At 63.2% G+C, this 21257-nt stretch carries 18 protein-coding genes; 12 read left to right on the top strand and 6 right to left on the bottom strand.

The features are described 5' to 3' along the window. Positions 1-4 precede the first annotated feature (4 nt). Both EWH12_RS06785 and EWH12_RS06790 read right to left on the bottom strand, forming a co-directional pair. Positions 5-3178, bottom strand: coding sequence for an efflux RND transporter permease subunit (locus EWH12_RS06785; protein WP_129926109.1), 3174 nt, complete (start codon positions 3176-3178; stop codon positions 5-7). 3 nt (positions 3179-3181) lie between these two features. After that, a complete protein-coding gene (locus EWH12_RS06790; protein ID WP_129926110.1) occupies positions 3182-4363 on the bottom strand; it encodes an efflux RND transporter periplasmic adaptor subunit in 1182 nt (393 codons plus the stop codon). A gap of 123 nt (positions 4364-4486) precedes the next feature. Between EWH12_RS06790 and EWH12_RS06795 the strand changes: the two genes are divergently transcribed. After that, entirely contained in the window at positions 4487-5071 is a 585-nt protein-coding gene (locus tag EWH12_RS06795) for a TetR/AcrR family transcriptional regulator (protein ID WP_066601794.1), read from the top strand. A gap of 4 nt (positions 5072-5075) precedes the next feature. Here EWH12_RS06795 and EWH12_RS06800 read toward each other — a convergent pair whose 3' ends face one another. The 4 genes from EWH12_RS06800 to EWH12_RS06815 form a co-directional block, all read right to left on the bottom strand. Further along, positions 5076-6200, bottom strand: a complete 1125-nt coding sequence (locus EWH12_RS06800) for a glycosyltransferase family 4 protein (RefSeq protein ID WP_066601793.1) — start codon at positions 6198-6200, stop codon at positions 5076-5078. A 446-nt stretch (positions 6201-6646) separates the two neighbouring features. Continuing rightward, positions 6647-9538: a M16 family metallopeptidase gene (locus tag EWH12_RS06805; protein WP_129926111.1), complete on the bottom strand. Its 2892-nt coding sequence runs from the start codon at positions 9536-9538 to the stop codon at positions 6647-6649. A 152-nt stretch (positions 9539-9690) separates the two neighbouring features. After that, positions 9691-11073, bottom strand: a complete 1383-nt coding sequence (locus tag EWH12_RS06810; protein ID WP_066601788.1) for a DEAD/DEAH box helicase — start codon at positions 11071-11073, stop codon at positions 9691-9693. 307 nt (positions 11074-11380) lie between these two features. Further along, positions 11381-11851 (bottom strand): pyridoxamine 5'-phosphate oxidase family protein, encoded by a 471-nt coding sequence (locus EWH12_RS06815; RefSeq protein ID WP_129926147.1) that lies wholly within the window; start codon positions 11849-11851, stop codon positions 11381-11383. A 99-nt stretch (positions 11852-11950) separates the two neighbouring features. On the opposite strand from EWH12_RS06815, the gene EWH12_RS06820 reads away from it, so the two are divergent. From EWH12_RS06820 to EWH12_RS22625, 11 genes are all read left to right on the top strand, one after another. Further along, entirely contained in the window at positions 11951-12526 is a 576-nt protein-coding gene (locus EWH12_RS06820) for a NifU family protein (protein WP_066605236.1), read from the top strand. 99 nt (positions 12527-12625) lie between these two features. Further along, a complete protein-coding gene (tsaB, locus tag EWH12_RS06825) occupies positions 12626-13252 on the top strand; it encodes a tRNA (adenosine(37)-N6)-threonylcarbamoyltransferase complex dimerization subunit type 1 TsaB (RefSeq protein ID WP_066601783.1) in 627 nt (208 codons plus the stop codon). Further along, positions 13249-13728 (top strand): GNAT family N-acetyltransferase, encoded by a 480-nt coding sequence (locus EWH12_RS06830; protein ID WP_066601782.1) that lies wholly within the window; start codon positions 13249-13251, stop codon positions 13726-13728. The genes tsaB and EWH12_RS06830 overlap by 4 nt, the downstream gene beginning before the upstream one ends. A gap of 112 nt (positions 13729-13840) precedes the next feature. Next, positions 13841-14272 carry a Ros/MucR family transcriptional regulator gene (locus EWH12_RS06835; protein ID WP_066601775.1) on the top strand — a complete coding sequence of 144 codons (432 nt, stop codon included), beginning with the start codon at positions 13841-13843 and terminating at the stop codon, positions 14270-14272. A gap of 145 nt (positions 14273-14417) precedes the next feature. Beyond that, entirely contained in the window at positions 14418-14840 is a 423-nt protein-coding gene (locus EWH12_RS06840; protein ID WP_066601774.1) for a Fur family transcriptional regulator, read from the top strand. A gap of 130 nt (positions 14841-14970) precedes the next feature. Continuing rightward, on the top strand, positions 14971-15615 hold the full coding sequence (locus tag EWH12_RS06845) for a lysophospholipid acyltransferase family protein (RefSeq protein WP_422917719.1): 645 nt from the start codon (positions 14971-14973) through the stop codon (positions 15613-15615). Between the two features lie 8 nt (positions 15616-15623). Further along, positions 15624-16988: a tRNA (N6-isopentenyl adenosine(37)-C2)-methylthiotransferase MiaB gene (miaB, locus tag EWH12_RS06850; RefSeq protein ID WP_129926148.1), complete on the top strand. Its 1365-nt coding sequence runs from the start codon at positions 15624-15626 to the stop codon at positions 16986-16988. A 121-nt stretch (positions 16989-17109) separates the two neighbouring features. Next, on the top strand, positions 17110-18114 hold the full coding sequence (locus EWH12_RS06855; protein ID WP_129926113.1) for a PhoH family protein: 1005 nt from the start codon (positions 17110-17112) through the stop codon (positions 18112-18114). Between the two features lie 62 nt (positions 18115-18176). After that, positions 18177-18689: an rRNA maturation RNase YbeY gene (gene ybeY, locus EWH12_RS06860; RefSeq protein ID WP_129926114.1), complete on the top strand. Its 513-nt coding sequence runs from the start codon at positions 18177-18179 to the stop codon at positions 18687-18689. 8 nt (positions 18690-18697) lie between these two features. Beyond that, the gene (locus EWH12_RS06865) at positions 18698-19639 is read left to right on the top strand and encodes a hemolysin family protein (protein WP_066601763.1); all 942 of its coding nucleotides are present in this window, start codon (positions 18698-18700) and stop codon (positions 19637-19639) included. An 83-nt stretch (positions 19640-19722) separates the two neighbouring features. Then, entirely contained in the window at positions 19723-21210 is a 1488-nt protein-coding gene (locus tag EWH12_RS22625) for a DUF2142 domain-containing protein (RefSeq protein WP_129926115.1), read from the top strand. Positions 21211-21257 lie beyond the last annotated feature (47 nt).

Below are 21257 nucleotides of genomic sequence, written 5' to 3' on the forward strand. Positions count from 1 at the left end.
GTCTTCAAGCCTCCTGCGGGGCGTCGGGTGTCGCCCGGTCGCCGTCCGCCTCATGATTATGATGTTCGCGGAACAGCCGCTTCACGACGGTGAAGAAAACGGGGACGAAGAATATCGCCAGCACGGTGGCCGACAACATACCGCCGACCACGGCCCAGCCGATCGCATTTTGACCGCCCGCACCCGCGCCCTTCGACATCGCCAAAGGCAACACGCCGAAGATGAAGGCGAAACTGGTCATCAGGATCGGCCGCAAACGCAGCTTGCCCGCTTCCAGCGCCGCTTTTGCCGGCGGCATCCCCTCGCGCATTTTCTCCTCGGCGAACTCCACGATCAGGATCGCGTTTTTCGCCGACACGCCGATGGTCGTGATAAGGCCGACCTGCAGATAGATGTCGTTATCCAGCCCCGCAAACGTGGCCGCAATCACAGCGCCCAGCACGCCCAACGGCACCACCAGCATGACCGCGATCGGCACCGACCAGCTTTCATAGAGCGCCGCGAGGCAGAGGAAGACGATCAGCATGGAGAGCGCATAGACATAAGGCGCCTGACCGCCGGAGGTGCGCTCCTCATAGGAAATGCCGTTCCAGCTGTAACCGACGCCGGCCGGCAGCTTTGCAGCGAATTCCTCCATCGCCTGCATGGCTTCGCCGCTCGAAACGCCGGGCGCTGGCGCGCCCTGGATATTCATCGACGGCACCCCGTTGAAACGCTCCAGACGAGCCGGACCCTGCACCCATTCCGTCGTGGCGAAGGCCGATAGCGGCGCCATCGTGCCGCTGCTACTGCGGACATGGAAAGCATTGATCGCATCGGGCGAGGTGCGGAAGGGCGCGTCGGCCTGTACGAAAACGCGCTTTACGCGATCACGGTCGATAAAGTCGTTGACGTAGGAACCGCCCAGATTGGTGCTTATCGCGTCGTTGACGTCGGCCTGCGCAATCCCCAGCGCGCCCGCCGCCGCCTGATCGACGTTCAGCTTGAGCTGCGGCGTATCTTCCAAGCCGTTGGGTCGAACCTGGGCCAGACGCTTGTCGCCCTTCGCCATGCCAAGCAACTGGTTACGCGCGGCAAGCATTTTTTCATGACCAAGATTGCCTTGATCGAGCAATTGGAAGTCAAAGCCCGATGCGTTGCCCAGTTCCTGCACAGCCGGCGGAACGAAGGCGAATGCCATGCCGGACGAGAGCTTCTGAAACGCCTTATTTGCGCGCAGCGCGATCGCGGGCACCTGATTATCCGCGCCCTTGCGATCCGCCCAGTCCTTCATACGGGCGAACACGATGCCCACATTCTGCCCCTGCCCCACAAAGCCGAAGCCGCCGATGGTGAAGACTGCGGAGACGTTTTTCTTTTCGTCCACCAGATAATGATCGCGCATACGGGCCAGCGCACGCTCGGTTTCCTCCAGCGTGGTGCCAGCCGGCAAAGAAATCTGGTTGATGATGATGCCCTGGTCTTCTTCCGGCAGGAAGCCACTTGGCAGGCGCAGGAAGATGAAGGCCATGCCAACCACGATGAGGCCATAGGCCAGCATCGTGCGACCCCAGCGACGCTCCACTTTCTCCACGCCCTGGCCGTAACGGACCACGCCCTTGTCGAAGGTCCGGTTGAACCAGTCGAAGAAGCGACCGAAGATCGAGCCGATTGGTCCGTTCCAGCTATGGCCATGCGAAGCGGGCTTCAGGATGGTGGCGCACAGCGCCGGCGTCAGGATCAACGCGACCATGACCGACAGGATCATCGAAGAGACGATCGTGATCGAAAATTGCCGGAAGATCACGCCTGTGGAGCCGCCGAAGAAGGCCATGGGCAGGAATACCGCCGATAGGACGAGACCGATGCCGATCAGCGCGCCGCTGATTTCGTCCATCGATTTTTTGGCCGCCTCCTTGGGACTGAGGCCCTCATCCTGGATCAGGCGTTCGACATTTTCCACCACGACGATCGCGTCATCGACCAGCAAGCCGATCGCCAGCACCATGCCGAACAGGGTCAGCGTGTTGATGGTGAAACCCGCAGCGCTGAGGATCGCCAATGCGCCCAGCAGCACCACCGGCACGGCGATGGTGGGGATCAGCGTCGCACGCCAGTTCTGAAGAAACAGAAACATGACGACGAACACCAGCAGGACGGCTTCGAAGAGGGTATGGATGACCTGTTCGACCGACAGTTTGACGAAGGTCGAGTTGTCGACCGGGAAGTCATATTTCACCCAGCTGGGGAAATTCTTCGACAACTGGTCGACGCGATTCTTGACCGCCTCCACCGTGTCGAGCGCGTTCGCGCCGGGCGCCAGCTTGACGCCAAAGCCCGATGCCGGGTGGCCGTTGAACTTCACGCCGAAGCCGTAATTTTCCGCGCCCAATTCGATACGGGCGACGTCGGACATCAATACGACCGAACCGTCACTGTTGCTGCGCAGGCGGATGTCGCCGAACTCCTCAGGCGTGCGCAGGCGCGACTGGGCCGTGACGGTGGCATTGAGCGCCTGCCCAACCGGCGAGGGCGATCCGCCGATCTGGCCAGCGGAAACCTGCGCATTCTGCGCGATAATCGCCGATTTGACGTCGCCGGTAGTGACGCCCAGATTGGCCATCTTATATGGGTCGAGCCAAATCCGCATCGCATATTGCGATCCGAACAGCTGGGTGTCGCCCACCCCGGTGACGCGGCTGATCGGGTCTTGCAGGCTGGATGCGATAAAGTCGGCAGCATCTTCCTGATCATGGATGCCATCGTCCGAATAGGCCGCCATGATGAGCAGGAAGCTGGAGGTGGATTTGCCCACACGCAAGCCCTGCTGCTGCACTTCCTGCGGCAGCAAAGGCGTCGCCTGCGACAGCTTATTCTGCACCTGGACCTGCGCGATGTCGGGGTCGGTGCCCTGTTCGAAGGTCAGGGTGATGTTGAGATTGCCCGAACCATCGCTGGTCGAGGAGAAGTAGCGCAAATTGTCGATGCCCTTGAGCTGTTGCTCGATGATCTGCGTCGTTGTGCTTTCCAGCGTCTGTGCGTTGGCGCCGGGATAGCTGGTCTGGATCGTAACCGCAGGCGGCGCGATCTCCGGGAACTGCGCGACCGGCAGCGAACGGATCGCCAGCAGGCCCGCAAGCATGATGACGATGGCGATGACCCATGCGAAGATGGGTCGGTCGATAAAATAGCGGGCCATGGCTTAGCGCGCCCCGCCTTGGCCGGATGACGCGGCATTTTTCGCGCCGCCCTGAGCAGCCGTCACCTGCTGCGGCGCGCCGGGCCTGACGACCGTGCCGGGACGCAGGTTCACCAGCCCTTCAACGATCAGCCTGTCGCCGGGCTTGAGTCCGTCGGTGACGATCCACTTATCGCCCACGGCGCGGTCGACCGTGACCTGGCGCACGTCGACCTTATTGTCCTTGCCCACGACCATGGCGGTCGCACGGCCGCGCGGATCGCGACTGATGCCCTGCTGCGGCGCCAGAATCGCCTGGGTCCGCCGCCCCTCGACCAGCTTGGCGCGGACATACATGCCAGGCAGCAAGAGGCCATCGGGGTTGGGGAAGGTGGCGCGCAATGTCACCGCGCCCGACGAGGGATCAACGGTGACTTCGGAAAATTGCAGGCGACCTTCGATCGGATAGGCGCTGCCATTGGGCAACAGCAATTGGATTCGCGCGCCGTCGGCTTCGCTGACGCCGCCATTCTTCATCGCCTGCTTGAGATCGATGATCTGCGCGGCCGACTGCGAGACATCGACATAGACGCTATCCGTGCGCTGAATCGTCGCGAGCGCATCCGCCTGGCCTGCCTGCACGAGCGCGCCGGGGGTGAAGAGAGAACGGCTGATGCGGCCGGAAATCGGCGCCCGGATGCGCGTAAAATTCTGATTCACCTGCGCCGCCTGGACCGCGCCACGCTGCGCCGCAACATCGGCGCGCGCCTGCTGGGCCGCCGCGTCGGCGTCGTCATATTCCTGTCGGCTGACGGCGTTGATGCCGACCAGATCCTTGTAGCGCTGGGCCTGTAGACCAGTCGACCGGATCGCGGCGTTGGCGCGCGCGAGCGAGCCTTGCGCCTGGGCCAAGGCGGCGCGGTACGGCGCATCGTCAATTTCGTAAAGAAGCTGGCCAGCGCGGACGTTGCTCCCCTCCTGAAACAGGCGCCGACGGATTACGCCACTGATCTGAGGCCGCACCTCGGCGGTCTCAAACGCTACGATTCTGCCGGGCAACTCATTCACCAGCGGCGCTGATTCGACCTTGAGCGTGACCACGCCGACGGCGGGCGGCGGCGGCGCAGGTGGCGGGCTTTCGCCGCATGCGCTCAACGCCAGTGCCGACGCGCATGCCAGCAGCCCGATGATTGTCCCCTGTTGCATCGCTTGAATATCCGTCTGTGAATTAGGGATCGAAGATGTGGAATGAATGTTCATTCCGCTTGCCCGGCAGGTACGATCATGGCAATGCGATTTCAAGAGGCAAAAAACGCCAAAGGGGTGGACATGAGTGCAGTGCAGCAAGAAAAAAACGGTCGCGTTCGCATTTTGGCGGCTGCACGGACATTATTCGACAACCATGGATTTCATCAGACCGCGATGGCCGAACTGGCGGTCACCGCTCAAGTTTCCGTCGGACAGATATATCGCCTATTTAGAAGCAAGGAAGATATTATCGAAGCGCTTGTCCTCGACGATGCCGATCAATGGTGCGCCGAAATGGAAGACGTCCAGGCGCGGCTGGATTCGGGCGAATTGACGGTGGAAGCGACGTTCAAACAATTATTTATACATACGATAGACGAGAAGGACGAAGCGCTGTCCTTCGACATATTGGCCGAAAGTTTCCGCAATCCCGCTGTTGCCGACACGATCGGCGCCATGTGCCAGCGGTTCCGCACCTATATCCGCTATTTCGCCTGCGCAGCCAATGACAAATTGTCCGGCGAAGCGCTGGATGCGGCGGAGGAAATGATCCTCGCCTGCCTGTTCGGCCTGGGTCACCGCAGCATCTCGCGGCCCCGACTGCCCGCAAGCAGCGCCGCCCACTGGACGGCGCAGATGATCGTCACCGCGTTGCGCAAGGTGTGACGGTTCAGTCAATTCGTCGATAGAGGTCAACGGTTTCCTGCGCACAACGGTCCCAACTATAGCCCCGCGCGACGACCAGACCAGCCTGCTGCGCCTGCATCCGCCATTGTCCATCGGTCAAAGCCTGCTCCAAATGGCGGGCGAAGCCGTCCACATCCTCCGGGCGCACGAGCATGGCCGCCCCGCCCGTCACTTCGGGCAGGCAGGAGGCGTCGGCGACGACGGCGGGAATGCCGCTCGCCATCGCCTCCACCGGCGGCAGGCCGAAGCCTTCATAGACCGACGGATAAACAAACAGCGCCGCGCCGGCATAGAGGAGCGGCAGGTCTTCTTCGGGCACAAAACCGAGGTAACGCACCCAGCCCTGACGCGCGCCCTTGTCCATGAGGTCGCGAACGGAATCGCTGAGCCAGCCCGCACCGCCTGTGACCATCAATGGCCAGCGCGCCCGGATGGTGGGCGGGAGCGCCTGCCAGGCGCGCAGCAATTCGGTGATCCGCTTGCGTGGCTCCACGGTCGATACGCATAGAGCATAGCCTTGATAGGCCAAGCCATAACGCGACAGCGTGGACCCGACCTGATCGGCATCTCGCGGATGGAAAGCGGTGCTTGCGGCCAGCGGGACTGCGGTTACGCGGGAAAGGTCGAGCGAGAGGAAGTCCGCGACTTCGGCCCGCGTCGTTTCGCTATCCGTGATGAAATGCGCGGCGCGCTCCACCGACAGGCGGAAATAGCGCTCAAACTGGCGAAGCCGCTCTTCGGGATGGGTTTCGGGATAGCGGAATACCGACAGGTCGTGAATGGTGATGACACCACCCTCACCCGCCGGGGGCAGAAAATAATTGGGGCCATGAAACAGATGCGAGCGCATAACGCTGGCGTTTTGCAGGTCGCGCGCCCAGCCGGTACGCTTCCTGATCCAGCGATGCACCTTGTTGCGTCGCTTGCGCGGCACCGGTTCAACCAGAAGGCTGGCAGGGTCTTCAATCCATTCGCCGTTCCGATAGAAACGCAGGCTGCTCATGTCGGGCGCCTGGCCGATCCTCTGCGCCAATTCCCAGCTATAGCGACCGATGCCCGACAACCGTGGCTCCAGCGCTTCGATCGACAGGATGACGCGCAGGGTCATGCGATGCCGCTCTGCGCTGCAGCGAAACAGATAGGCGCAATTTCAGTCGAGGCGGCAGGGATCATCGGTTCAGCATTCCTGGCAGAACAAGACAGAACCGCCTTGTAACAACGCGGTAGCGGGATGGATGACTGATATGCAAGCGTAAATCCGGTTGTCGCCCCGCCGCGCCGGTCCCACGCTCCGCCGCATGGAGGCGTGGCTCGCGCTGCGTCGCGGCAACTTCTCGATGCGCGGGTGATTTCCCCTTCGAACCATATGAGAAGGCATTACATGAAGATGACGTCCGTTTTTGATCGCGCCTATTTCGCAGAGCGATTGGAAAGGAACCGCCAATTGGCGGCCCAATCGCATAATCCGGTCATTCGCGAACTGCATCTGGAATATGTCCGCCTGTACGAGCAGATGATGGAGCAGCCCCAGTCCGCCTGACAAGAGCGGCGCGATCAGCGCGCCGCCACACCTTCGGGCAGGACGACCGTCGACCAGCTTTTCCCCGGCACCAGATATTTCGCCGCGAGCGCCTGCAACTGCGCCGGCGTGACGGTAAGCAAATCCGACGACATGGTCTTCATCGCTTCCACATAGCGGGCATCATGGGTCGCGCCCTCCATCTGGTTCATCCAGAAGGCGTTGCCGGTGCTGGCGCGCATCAGCAATTGCCGCATCGGGGCGACCGCGCGTTGCAGTTCGTCGGCGCTGACGGGGGTCTTGGCCAGATCGGCCGCCGTTTCCTTCACCACGCTGTAGAAATAGGCGATCTTGTCCGGCCGCACCTGGCTGGTCACCAAGATATAGCCGCCGCTTTCGTAGGAGAAAGGCCAGTTATTCTGGACGCTTGGCGAGTAAGCCGCGCCCTCCGTCGAGCGCAGCTTGTCGAACAGTCGGTCGTTGAAGATTTGGGTCAATATCTCCAGCTGGCGCGCTTCTTTTTGCAGTTCGAAGCCGCCGGCCGTCGGCCAGGCCATAACCGCCGCCGCCTGTTCCTTGTCGCCCCTGTGCCTCAGAACGACCGGGGTTTCGACATGCGCCGGGAAGCGCATCGCCCGGTTGATCGCGGGGACAGGCACGTCCGGCCGGGCAGGCAGCGCGCCGAAGGTCGCCGCGACCGCCTGGACCGCCTCGTCCGGCTTCACCTGGCCGAAAATCTGCACCTCGATCGGACCGGAGGCGAGGATCGGTTCCCAGGTCTCGCGGAAAGCCTGCGGCGTGAGCGCTTCGATCTCCGCGCGCGATGGCGTGCGGAAGCGCACGTCCTTATCATGCAACAGCCAGTTGAGATCGCGTCCCAGCACCGAATCCGGCGCGCGCGACATCGCGTCATAGGCGACAATCGCGCCGGTCTTTACCCGCGCCAGCGGCGCCGGGTCCCAACCCGGCTCGGCCAACTTGGTCGCGAAGAGGCGCAGTTGATCGCGATAGTCGGCGGGCCGGGTCACCACCTGCATTTCGAACGCATCGTCATCGGTCGAGAAATCCATGCCCATGCGGCGGCCGTTGGTCAGGTCGTCCAGTTCGCGTTGGCCAAGCTTGCCGATGCCGCTGGCGACCAGCGCATAGTCGGCGGCCCAGCTTGCGACCGGCTTGGTCGGCGAGAAAGCCTGCTGCCCATGGCCGAAGCGGACGTTGATCCGCACCTTTTCGGTTTCCGCGTCATTGGCGAAGAGGGTCAACTTGACGCCGTTGGAAAAGGCGACGCTTTCCATGCCCTGGAGGCCGACCGGCGTGCGCGACACCACCTTTCCGGGCGGTCCGAGCTTGGGCAGGTCGTCCATCGTCACCGCCTTGTCGGCGAGACGGGCGTTGGTGGCCGCCTTCACCGGCGCGGCGACTGCGGCGGCCAGTTTCGCGTCGAGGCCGGGTTGGATCTTGCCCGTCACCATCAGCGCGCGGAATACCCCGGCGGAGAAGAGGCGGCGGGTAGAATCGAGGATTTTTTCCGGCGTCATAGCAGGCTTCCCCGCGCGGAAAATGTCGACGGCGGCCTGTGGGCTAACGGTGGTTTCGCGGATGTCGACGGCGCTGACGAGATCGCTGGCCTGCTTCGCGCCCGGCTCCGTATCGGCATTTTCGACCTGGATATTGAGCGCGGTATCCATCTGCGCATATTCCCGCTCGATCTCCGCCACGCTGGGCGGCGTGGCCTTCGCATCCTCCACCACGGCGCGCACATCGACCAACGCCTTTTCCCAATTCTCGCCGGTCGGGATGATGGTCATGAACGTGCCGTCGACAGAGCGGCTGACATCCTGCTGCTCGACGCCCGCTTGCAGGAAGCTGCCGCCCGCGCGCGCCGCCTGCTCCAGCCGACGGCTGATGATTTGCAGCGCCAGCATGTCGGTCAGCTTGTCCTGATTGTAAACAATAGTGTCGGCATGAGGCGTCCAGGGGCGCAGCCAGGCCAGCGTCAGGCCGAGCGGTACGCCCGGTTCCACCACCACGCGGGTTGCGGGCCGATTGGCGTCCGGCGCACCGAAATCGGGCAGCGGCGCACCCTTTCCGGGCACCGTCCAACTGGCGAAATTATCCTTGATAAGCTGTTCGGCCTGCGCAGGATCGATGTCGCCCGCGATCGCGATGACGGCGTTTTCAGGGCGATACCAGCGCTGGTGGAAGGCCTCCACCTTGGCGGCGTTCGCGTCGGTCAGCGTCGCCACTGTGCCGATCGGCGCATGGTCGGCGAGCGGCTGGCCGGCGAAGAAATGCAGTCGACTGGCGTCGGACATGCGCATCTGAGGCCCGTCGCTTTCGCGCCGTTCGGCGAGCACGACGGCGCGTTCGGCATCGACCGCATTGTCCACGATATTGGGATCGGTCATCATGCCCGCGAGGATTTTCATGCTCTCGGTCAGGCTGGCCGGCGTCGCCTGCGGCAGGTCGAGCGCATAGGTGGTGCCGGTCGGCGTCGTCTGCGCATTGCTGTCGCTGCCGAAGGTGACGCCGAGACGCTGCCAGATACGTTTGGATTCACCGTCGGGCACATGGCGCGATCCGCGCATCGAGAGATGTTCAATGAAATGGGCGTAGCCCAGTTCGCCGGGCCGCTCCATCAGTGAGCCGGCGTCGATTCGCAAGCGGACGGACACCTGCCCCGGCGGCACGCCATTGCGCCGGATGGCATAGCGCAGGCCGTTCGGCAGCGTGCCGAAACGCCATGCCGGATCGATGGGCACATCGCTATTTTCATAGAGCCATGGCCGCACCTGCGGCTGCCCGCTGGCCGGCCCCTGTGTGGCGGAGGCGGAGGCCGTGCCGGTCTGGGCCGACGATGGCGATCCTGACAGAAGCAGGGCGAGGACGGAGAGCGAAGCGGCCGAACGGCGGGGGGAAAAGCGCATAAGCATGGGAGCCTAACGGCATTTTCCTGAATGACCACTGACAATGCGGTCATGATCGGGAGCTAGTTGTTTAGTCGCGATATACGCACCGTTCGCTTCGAGCGGGTCAAGAAGCGTTTCTCGACCCGCTCGAAACGAATGGCGTCTAATATTTAGCGCGGGGCGCCGGTGCGCTGGACGGCACCCTTATGTGCGCCGACGCCGCCACCGCTGCGGCGGCGGTTAAACGGGCGCTTGGCGGGCGCGTCGCCTTCGGCACGATGCGCGCGATCGGGCGCGCCGCGCTGCTGACGCTGGCCGTCCTGATATTTCCGCTGGCCATCGGCTCGGCGCGCCTGCTGCTGCGGGGTCTGACTTGGCCCCTTCTTGGGCGCCGCCGGCTTTGGCAGGTTGCGCACTGCCTCCATGAAATTCTCCGGCAGCGGCGTGATTTGCAACTTGACTCGCGTCGCCTTCTCGATCGCCTTCAAATAGGGACGCTCGTCATCCGCCACGAAGCTGATCGCGATGCCGTCGGCCCCTGCGCGCGCCGTGCGGCCAATGCGGTGGACATATTGTTCGGCGACATTGGGGATTTCGAAGTTGATAACATGGCTGACGCCCGACACGTCGATCCCGCGCGCGGCGATATCGGTCGCGACCAGCAGCTTCACCTTGCCCTGGCGGAAGGCCTGGAGCGCGGTGGTGCGCTGGCCCTGGCTCTTGTTGCCGTGAATGGCGAAGGCGTCGATGCCGGCGCCTTCCAGGAAACGCACGACGCGATCGGCGCCATGTTTGGTGCGGGTGAAGATCAGCGCGCGGTCGATATCTTCGCTCTTGAGCACCAGATGGAGGAGCGCCTGCTTCTCACCCTGGTTCACGAAATACATCTGCTGATCGACGCGCTCTGCTGTCGTCGATTGCGGCGCGACGCTGACCTTGACCGGATTGTTGAGGAACTGCGCGGCGAGCGCCTCGATCTCCTTGGGCATGGTGGCCGAGAAGAAGAGGTTCTGGCGGTCGGCGGGCAGCATCTTGGCGACGCGCTTCAAGGGGTGGATGAAGCCCATGTCCATCATCTGATCGGCTTCGTCGAGAACGAAGATTTCCGTGTCCTTGATGGTGAAGGCGCGCTGATCGATCAGGTCGAGCAGGCGGCCGGGGGTCGCGACGACGACATCGACGCCGACGCTGAGCGCACGGATCTGCTTGCCGATCGGCACGCCGCCAAAGACGGTTTCGACCGACAGCTTGAGGAAACGGCCATAATCGCGGAAGCTCTGCGCGATCTGCGCGGCCAGTTCGCGGGTCGGCGCCAGCACGAGCATCCGGCAGCCCTTGACCGGCGTCGGCCTGGGGTTGCGGGCGAAATAGTCGAGACTGGGCAGCGCGAACGCCGCGGTCTTGCCGGTGCCGGTCTGGGCGATGCCGCACAGATCCTTGCCTTCCAGCAGGACGGGGATCGCCTTTTGCTGGATCGGGGTCGGGGTGACGTAGTTTTTGGAGGCGAGCGCCTTCATGATGGGCTCGGCGAGACCAAGGTCGTTGAATTGCATTGGGAAAACTCACAAGTCGGCCATGCGCCAACTTGCTCTGCGGACGCAGGAAGGGCGCGAGGCGGGTTACGAAACGACCCGCGTGAAAAGGGAAGCCTCAAGCTTGGCGCAGACTCTCATTGGCCGGTCCGTGGTCCTCACCTGACCATAAAGGTCAATTGGGATAGCGGACGATCACGCTGCCAATCGCTAGGGGGCCGAAACGACCCGTCTGCTGCGCTGCAACGCATATGGCGAAGTTGCAGGTAAATAGCAAGTGGCCGCGGAATGGACCGCGGCCGCTGCTTTTCAGGCGAGGGAACGGGCGTCAGAGCGCCACTTGGGCATGTTTGCCCTTCATTTCTTCGCGCACGTCGCCGCCGAACAGCATCTTGAAGACGCCCTTGATCGACATGTCCGAACGCCAGATTTCAGCGTTCCCCAGATCGAAGCGCAGCATCAGCAGACTGGGATCGTTGCGACCGCCCGGATACCAGGCCTCGACCTCTTTCGACCAATAGCGGTCGATGATGACCGGATCAGTTTCGGGCGAGAGCGTCCCTTCGATACAGGCGAAGAGATTATGATCCTTCGCCGCATATTGCGCCATCGCCGCGCCACCGGGGGCAAGCCGGTTGTCGCGCGAGGTGTAGAACCAGAAGCAATGATTGGCGTCCGGATCAAGTTGCGCCGTCATCGGCAGGCTATGTTCGCCGCTGTTCTGAAGGCCGAGCATCACAAACGGACTGCTCGACAGTTCCGCCCAGAAACGCTCCCGAATATCGTTGTTGTCGCTCATCATGCTGTCTCCTTGTTGGGTCGCCTGTTTCAATCGCCGGGATGCGGCGAAGTTCCCGAAGCGCTTGATCTTGGCCGCGGCAATCGCCACATGAGGGCGATGCTGATCGAGACAGAACTCACGCCCAACCCGGCGACCATCAAATTCCTGCCCGGACGCGAAGTCATGGGTGCCGGTACGCGCGATTTTGCGACCCCGGAGGAAGCCGAAGCATCGCCGCTGGCCGATGCGCTGTTTCGCCTGGGTGATGTGACCGGCGTGTTCTTTGGCGGGCATTTCATTTCGGTGACGATCGCGCCGGGATCGGAATGGTCTGATGTGAAACCCGATGTGCTGGCGACGCTGTTGGAACATTTTTCCGCCAATATGCCACTCTTCACGCCTGGCTCCGCGGCCGGGATCAGCGTCCCTTCCGACGAGGACAGTTTCGCCGACGCGCCGGAAGATGCCGAGATTGTGGAGCAGATTCGCGAATTGATCGACACGCGGGTGCGGCCGGCCGTGGCCAATGACGGCGGCGACATCATCTATCGCGGGTTCGACAAGGGCACCGTGTACCTCAAGATGCAGGGCGCCTGTTCGGGTTGCCCCTCCTCGACCGCGACGCTCAAGAACGGCATCGAACAGTTGCTGAAACATTATGTGCCCGAAGTGACCGAGGTCCGCGCGGTCTGAAGCCTGCCTGCGACATTTGGCAAATCCCCAAGGATCGACTAACCGCAAGACGACTCCGCAAAGCATCGATGCTTGGAGCGGATGTTTGAGGGGGTTTGTTTGCGTCTTCTGGTGATCGACACCGCCACCCAGGCCCTGTCCGTCGCGCTATTGGAGGACGGGGCGCCGATCGGTCGGTTCCACGAAGTCGTCGGACGCGGTCATGCCGAAGCGCTCTTGCCCGCGATCGCCGCATTGCCCGATGGGGGACGCGCCGACGCGATTGTCGTGGATGTGGGACCGGGCAGCTTCACCGGGGTGCGGATCGGCATTGCCGCCGCCCGTGCGCTGGCCCTGGCCTGGAATATCCCGCTGCATGGCTATAGCGCGCCGTCGCTGATCGCGGCGAAGGCGGCGCAGAATCATGATGGCGGCCCGGTCGCCATCACTATAACCGGGGGGCATGGCGAACTGTTCTGGCAATGCTTCACCGCCGACGGAATGACCGCAACAACCGCGATCGCCTCCACGCCGATTGCGGAACTGGCCCAATTGCTGGACGCGCCGATCCTCTATGGCGCCGGCGCCGAAGCGCTGGTGACCGCGCGCGGCAGCGGCGCGGCGATCACTCTCTATCCCGACGCGACCGACTATCCGCTGATCGCCGGGCTTGCGGCGCTGCCTCCCAGCCCGATCTATGGCCGTGGCGCGGACGCGATGACCATGGCGGAGCGCGCCGCATCATGATCCCCGACCTGCATATGAGCGTCTATGACGAAGGCGAACGTAATGCGCTGGGCGATGCGATGGACGTCATGGCCCGCGCGTTCGATCCCGTGTTCGGCGAGGCCTGGACGTTGCCCCAACTGGCCGGGGTAATGATGATGCCTGGCACCTGGCTGACGATCGCCCGTCTGGATGCCGCGCCGCTGGGCTTCGCGCTGGTGCGGTCGGTGCTGGACGAGTGCGAATTATTGTTGCTGGCGGTCGACCCGATCTGGCGCGGGCGGGGCATTGGCGAGACATTGTTGCGCCACAGCCTGCGCACCGCGCGGCAGCGGGGCATCACTTCTATGAACCTGGAAGTGCGCTCCACGAATAAGGCGATCAAACTATACGAGAAAACCGGGTTCGAATATGTACATCGGCGCCCCGGTTACTATCGCGGTAATGATGGTCAACTTCATGATGCGCTAAGCTTTCGCATCGACATGCTGGCATGACCCAATAGGGTCTTGCGAAATCGTCCGGCAAGGTCTAGCGACCATATACCGCTCCTGAAACGAAATCCTTGGGCGGGTCGCACAACAATATAGCCTTGTAGGAAACAGGAAAATGGAAATCGAATCGGCCCAGAGCGAGTTGCTCATTACTTTGACTTCGGACATTGTGGCTGCCCATGTTTCGAACAACAGCGTCGCCGTCTCTGACGTGTCTACGCTGATCCAGAATGTTCATGCTGCGCTGTCGGGCCTGAGCCAGCCTGCGCCCACGCCTGAAGTCAAGCCGGAGCCGGCCGTTTCGGTCCGTTCGTCGATCAAGCCGGACTATATTATCTGTCTGGAAGACGGCAAGAAGCTGAAGATGCTCAAGCGCCACCTGATGACCCATTATCAGATGACGCCGGACGACTATCGCGCCAAGTGGGGCCTGCCCGCCGATTATCCGATGGTCGCCCCCAATTATGCCGAACAGCGCCGCAATCTTGCGAAGAAGATCGGCCTGGGCACCAAGCGCCGCCGGACGACCGCCGCGCGCGGCAAGTAATTCGTCTGGCTGATCCGTCAGCCTTATCGAAAAGCCGTCGAGGAAAGGGGCGCGTCGCCGACGCGCCCCTTTCCTGCATATGGAAAAGTCGCTAGGCTTGACCCAACCTGTCGTACCAAGCCATCAAGCCATTAAGCGAGCCTGCATGAACCGCAAAATCGATGTCGAAGCCCTGTGCCATGAAAAGGGACTGCGGATCACCGAACAGCGCCGGGTTATCGCCCAGGTGCTGAGCGATGCCACCGACCATCCCGATGTCGAGGAACTGCACCGCCGTTCCGCGGCGATCGATCCGGGCATCTCCATCGCCACGGTATACCGCACCGTTCGCCTGTTCGAAGAAGCCGGCATCCTGGACCGACATGATTTCGGCGATGGCCGCGCCCGGTACGAAGCCGCGCCGGAATCGCATCACGATCATCTGATCGACGTCGAGACGGGCAATGTCATCGAATTCGTCGATCCGGAACTGGAGCAGTTGCAGAAGCTGATCGCCGAGAAGCTGGGTTTCCGTCTGGTCGACCATCGCATGGAACTATACGGCGTCGCCCTCGACCGGAAGAACTGACCGGTTGAGCGGACTGCGCCAGACGATCCGCATAGTGGCATTGATCGCCAGCCTGCTCGCCTGCCTGATCCCGCATCTGCTCTGGCGCCTGGCGCGCCGCCCTTCGCCGTGGCCGCGCCGCTTCCTGGCGATGGCCGCGCGATCGGTCGGCGCGCGCGTGTGGAAGGACGGGAACCCCCATGACGGCGACATCTTCCTGCTCGCCAATCATGTCAGTTGGCTCGACATATTGGCGCTGGCCGGCGCGACCGGCGCAGCCTTCGTCGCGCATGACGGTATCGCCCGCTGGCCGGTGATCGGCTGGCTGGCGGCGCAGAACAACACGCTGTTCGTCGCGCGCGAGCGGCGCGGCGCGCTGTCGGGCCAGATCGATGCGTTGCGCACAGCGATGCTGGGGCATCAGCCTGTGGCGCTCTTTCCCGAAGGCACGACGAGCGACGGCAGCGGCCTGCTGCCGTTCAAGCCGGCCTTGCTGGCCGTGTTGCTGCCCCCCCCGCGCGCAGTGATGATCCAGCCGGTGCACATCGATTATGGCGCGGCGACGGCGGAGATCGCCTGGCATGGCGAAGAACCGGCCGGGACAAATGCCATGCGCATATTGGGACGCAAGGGGACGCTGCCAGTCACGCTGCGCTTCCTGGAGCCTTTCGATCCCGCCGGATGCGCAGACCGGAAGGTCATCGCGGCAATGGCGCGCGAGCGGATCGCGCGCAGTATCGTCCAAAATGCGCGAGCGCATCAGCGCCCTTCCGCTTCGCCCCTGCCCCCTGTATAGCGGTTATGATGAATCGTAACGACGCCCCTCCAAAACTCGCCAAGACCGTTCCAGCGACTTTCCACGTCAAATCCTTCGGCTGCCAGATGAACGTCTATGATGGCGAGCGCATGGCCGAAATGCTGGGTACCCGCGGCATGACCGCCGCGGCGGAGGGGGCGGACGCCGATCTGGTCATCCTCAACACCTGCCACATCCGCGAAAAGGCGGTGGACAAGGTCTATTCCGATATCGGCCGCATGGTGCGTGAGGATGGCAGCCGCCCGATGATCGCCGTCGCCGGTTGCGTTGCGCAAGCCGAGGGTGGGGAAATCCAGCGCCGCGCGCGCACCGTCGACATCGTCGTCGGCCCGCAAGCCTATCACCGCCTGCCCGACCTGATCGACAAGGTCGGTCGCGGCGAGGCGGCGGTCGATACCGACATGCCGCTGGCGTCCAAATTCGGCGCCCTGCCCGCCCGCACCAAACAGGTCCGGCCGACCGCGTTCCTGACGATCATGGAAGGGTGCGACAAATTCTGCACCTATTGCGTCGTGCCCTATACCCGCGGCGCGGAAATCAGCCGGTCCTGGGATGCCATCTTGGACGAGGCCAAGGCGCTGGTCGATGGCGGCGTGCGCGAAATCACGCTGCTGGGCCAGAATGTGAACGCCTGGACCGGGGAGGACGACAAGGGGCGGATGCAGGGCATGGATGGGCTGGTCCGCGCGCTGGCGACGATTGGCGACCTGAAACGTATCCGTTACACCACCAGCCATCCCAACGACATGAGCGACGGCCTGATCGCCGCGCATGGCGAGGTGGAAAAGCTGATGCCCTTCCTCCATCTGCCGGTGCAGTCGGGCAATGACCATATCCTCAAGGCAATGAACCGCAGCCATAGCGTAGACAGCTATTTGCGCATCATCGATCGCGTGCGGGCGGTGCGGCCCGACATCGCCGTGTCGGGCGACTTCATCGTCGGTTTCCCCGGTGAAACCGACGCCGAGTTCGAGGACACGCTCAGGATCGTGGATCAAGTGCGCTACGCCCAATGCTACAGCTTCAAATATAGCCCGCGGCCCGGCACGCCCGCCGCCGACATGGATCATCAGATATCCGCGGCGGTGATGGACGAGCGGCTCGCGCGGTTGCAGGCGGTGATCAACCGGCATCAGGTGGATTTCAACACCGCCACGGTCGGTCGCAGCACCGAGATTTTGTTGGAGCGCAAGGGTCGCAACCCCGGCCAGTTGATCGGCAAAACGCCCTGGCTCCAGTCCGTCCATGTCACCGTGCCCGACCTTTCCATCGGCGACATGGTCGACGTCGACATCATCAGCGCCGGCCCGAATAGTCTGGCCGGCGAACCCAGCAGGAGGCAGGCCGCTTGAACCAAAAAACCGTCGTTCCGGCATATGCAGGAACCCCTCTCCGCCCGTGTCCACCCGGATCGAACGGCGGAAGATGGATACTCGCGTTAGCGAGCATGACGGATGGGAAAAGGGGCTGACCATGGGTAAGAAACCGAACCAACATCATCGCGAGCCCATCGCCGAAAAAGCGCGGCTGGAAGTCACTTTCGAAAAGCCGCATCTGCTCGGCACCTTGTTCGGTCAATATGACCGCAATCTGGTGGCGATCGAAAACCGGCTGGGCGTCTATATCGCCGCGCGCGGCAACAAGTTGCAGATCGAGGGCGAGGCCGAAGCCGCCGCCCGCGCCCGCGACGTGATGACGGGCCTCTACAATCGCATTGTCGCTGGTCAGGAAATCGACACAGGCGCGGTCGAAGCGGTGATCGCCATGTCGTCCGAACCCACGCTGGACGGCATCATCCGTACCGACGTCGCCGAACCGCCCAAGGTGATGATCCGCACGCGCAAGAAGACGATCGTGCCGCGCAGCGCGACGCAGGTCACCTATATGGAGGCGCTCAATCGCAACGACATCATCTTCGCGCTTGGCCCGGCAGGCACCGGCAAGACCTATCTGGCGGTGGCGCAGGCGGTCAGCCAGCTTATCACCGGCAGCGTCGATCGGCTGATTCTGTCGCGTCCCGCGGTGGAAGCGGGCGAGAAACTGGGCTTCCTGCCCGGCGACATGAAGGAGAAGGTCGATCCCTATCTCCGCCCGATCTATGACGCGCTACACGACACGCTGCCGGCCGAGCAGGTCGAACGGCGGATCGCGAGCGGTGAGATTGAGATCGCGCCGCTGGCCTTCATGCGCGGGCGGACGTTGGCCAACGCCTTCATCGTGCTGGACGAGGCGCAGAACACCACCATCGCCCAGATGAAGATGTTCCTGACCCGCTTTGGCGAGGGCAGCCGCATGGTGATCTGCGGCGATCCAAAGCAGGTCGACCTGCCGCAGCCGGGCACGTCGGGCCTGGCGGACGCGGTCGCGCGGTTGCAGGGCGTCGAGGGGATCGCCATGGTGCCGTTCGGCATTTCCGACGTCGTGCGGCATCCGGTGGTCGGCCGCATCGTAGAGGCCTATGAGGGGCCGGATGCGTAATAGAATAGAACCGTTCGCACTGAGCGAAGTCGAAGTGCGAACGGGGTCGAGGAATTGTTTGCATGATTGAAGTCGCCGTCCTGCATGAAGAGGGCTGGCCCGGTGTCGATTGGGACTATCTGGCCCAACGCGCCGTGGCCGCCGCCATCGCGCACAGCCCCTATGCCGCCTTCGCCAGCGACGAGGCGCTTTATGAAATCGCGGTTAAGCTGACCAGCGACGAAGAGGTGCATCAGCTCAACCGCGCCTATCGCGATAAGGACAAGCCGACCAATGTCCTGTCTTTTCCGATGGTGCAGGACGACCTGCTGGAGGTAACCGCCAATACCGACGATGGCGAAGTGCTGCTGGGCGATATCGTACTGGCCGAAGGGGTCTGCATCGCCGAAGCGTCGGAAAAAGGCATATCGGTGGCCGATCATGCCACGCATCTGATCGTCCATGGGACTTTTCATTTGCTTGGATATGACCATATGGACGACAATGAGGCCGAAGCAATGGAAGCGCTGGAGATTGCAGCGCTTGTCAGTATGGGCCTTGCCGATCCCTATGGGGACCGAACAACTGGGGAATAAAGACTATCATGGCAGACGGCAGTCCGAAGGACGGCACCGCTTCGAAAGAAGGGGACAGTAGCAACGAGGGCGGATTATGGAGCGGCATCAAGTCGCTCCTGTTCGGCGAGGGTGAGGAAACCAGTCTCCGCAAGGAGTTGGAAGAGGCGCTCGACGAATATGACGAGGACGAGCAGGACGAGAATAGCGCCGCGCCGGCCAAGGGCGACCTGTCGGCGATCGAGCGCCAGATGGTGCGCAACCTGCTCCATTTTTCCGAACATACTGTCGACGATGTCGCCGTGCCGCGCGCGGACATCGTGGCGATCGAGGAGAAAGCCAGCTTCGCCGAGCTTGCCGCGCTGTTTGCCGAGGCGGGACATAGCCGCGTGCCGGTCTATCGCGGGACGCTCGACACCATCGTCGGCATGATCCACATTCGCGACGCTTTCGCGATTCTGGCCGGCAAGTCGCCCGTCCCGCAGACGCTGGAACCGCTGATACGCCAGCCGCTCTATGTGCCGGAAAGCATGGGCGCGCTCGACCTGCTCGCCGAAATGCGCGCCAAGCGGACCCATCTCGCCATCGTGCTGGACGAATATTCGGGCACCGAAGGCCTGTTGACATTCGAGGATCTGGTCGAGGAAATCGTCGGCGACGTCGAGGACGAGCATGACGATGCGCCCGAAGCGATGCTTGTGCCGCTGGACGGCGGCCTGTGGGAAGCCGATGCGCGCGCCGAACTGGACGATGTCGCCGAGGAGATTGACGAGAGACTGGGCAACGTCGAGGAGGATGTCGATACGCTGGGTGGACTGGCCTTCGTCCTGGCCGGGCGCGTGCCGGAACCCGGCGAGATCATCGACCATGGGCCGAGCGGCTGGAAGCTGGAAATCGTCGCAAGCGACGGCCGCCGCGTGACCCGCTTGCGGCTGCATCCTCCAGTCGAGCGGGAAGAGGCGGAGGCGTAAAAGCCCTCCGCGTCACCATTATCTTGCCAGCAATAAAGGGTTACGGTCGCGAAATGTTAAGCTGCGCCGGATAGGGTGCGGCCATGCGGAATGATCGGAGCAGATTTGCCGGCGCGACCAATAGCGACATGCTGTTAGCGGCGCCATGGACGATGATCGAAACGCTGCTGCTTACTGCCGTGTGCGTCGGCACCTTTTTCTTCGCCATCATCACGCCGCCCTTCCAGGCGCCGGATGAAAACCAGCATTATATGAAGGCGCTGGCGCTGGCGCGGGGGCATGTGCTGACCGAACAGCGCGGCGAGGCGATCGGCGTAGCGTTGCCGCGGGCGGCGCTGGATATCCATGCCGTGGATTTTCCGACCGATGTGCCGCCAGCGCCGCGACGCTTCGACCGGGCGCAGATCGTCGCCAGCGCGGCCGCCGACGCCGGCCGTCCGGGCGCTGCCTTCGCCGACTTCCCGAATGTCGCCAGCTACGCGCCGAGCCTCTATGCGCCGGGCGCGGTGGGGCTGACGCTGGGGCGGGCGCTGGACCTGCCCTGGATCGGCGCCTTCTATGTCGGGCGGCTGGTCAATGCGCTGACCGGGCTGGCGCTGCTGATCGCGGCGCTGCGTCTGCTGCCCTTCGGCCGCAACGCCTTGCTTGCCACCGCCTTGCTGCCGACCTTCGCCTATCAGACCGGATCGCTGTCACCCGATGCGGTCATCAACGGTCTTGGCTTTCTGGGCCTGGCGCTGGCGCTGCGCACCGGGTTCATGGGCGGAGCGCATAGGCGATCGGCGGCTTTGCTGGTGACGGGGCCGCTGCTGGCGCTGTGCAAGGGTGTCTATCTGCCCATCATGGCGGCGGGGCTGCGTTGGCCGCAGGATCGCCGCGACCTGCGCGCCGGGCTAATTCTGGGGGCGATGGCACTGGGCGCGATCGTCTTTATCGGCTGGATGCACTATTCGGGCGGAAGCCAGGCGCTCTATCATATCCAGTCGCGCAAGACGGGCGAGACGATGATGACCGCGCCGTTGCGCGACCAGCTTGCCATCCTGCTGCATGACCCGGTCGGTTATGGGCGCATCCTCGTCAGCAGCGTGATTGAGCGCGCGCCGGTCTATGCGCTGCAAATCGTTGGGCGTTTCGGCTGGAACGCCATCCTTTTGCCGCTAGTCGCCTATCCGCTGGGGTTGCTGATGCTGGGCGCGGGCATCGCCAATGGCAACGGTGCGCGCTTCGGCATCGGCCAGCGACTCTGGTGGCTGGCGGTGGCCGCGGGCGTCGCGCTGCTGATCGAAACGGCCATGTATCTGACCGGGACGCCGCTGGGCGCCGACTATATCCAGGGGACGCAGGGGCGCTATTTCCTGCCGCTGCTGCCGCTGGTGCTGATCGCCCTGTCGCCCGATGGCGTCGCGCGCGGTGCGCAACGGATATTCGCCGTCACGGCGATCATGCTATTGCTGATCGCCGCGGCGACGGCCTTCGACAGTTTCTGGGTGCATGGCTTCATCACCAGCGACGGGATGCCGCCGCACAGCAGCATGGCCCGCGCCCTGCTGCTCCCCTCCCCGCGCTGGTAGCCAGACGCGACATAAAGCGAGCCAGCCCAGCCCTTCGATCCAGCCCG

Origin of the sequence: Sphingobium cupriresistens (assembly GCF_004152865.1) — a bacterium.
Classification (GTDB): domain Bacteria; phylum Pseudomonadota; class Alphaproteobacteria; order Sphingomonadales; family Sphingomonadaceae; genus Sphingobium; species Sphingobium cupriresistens.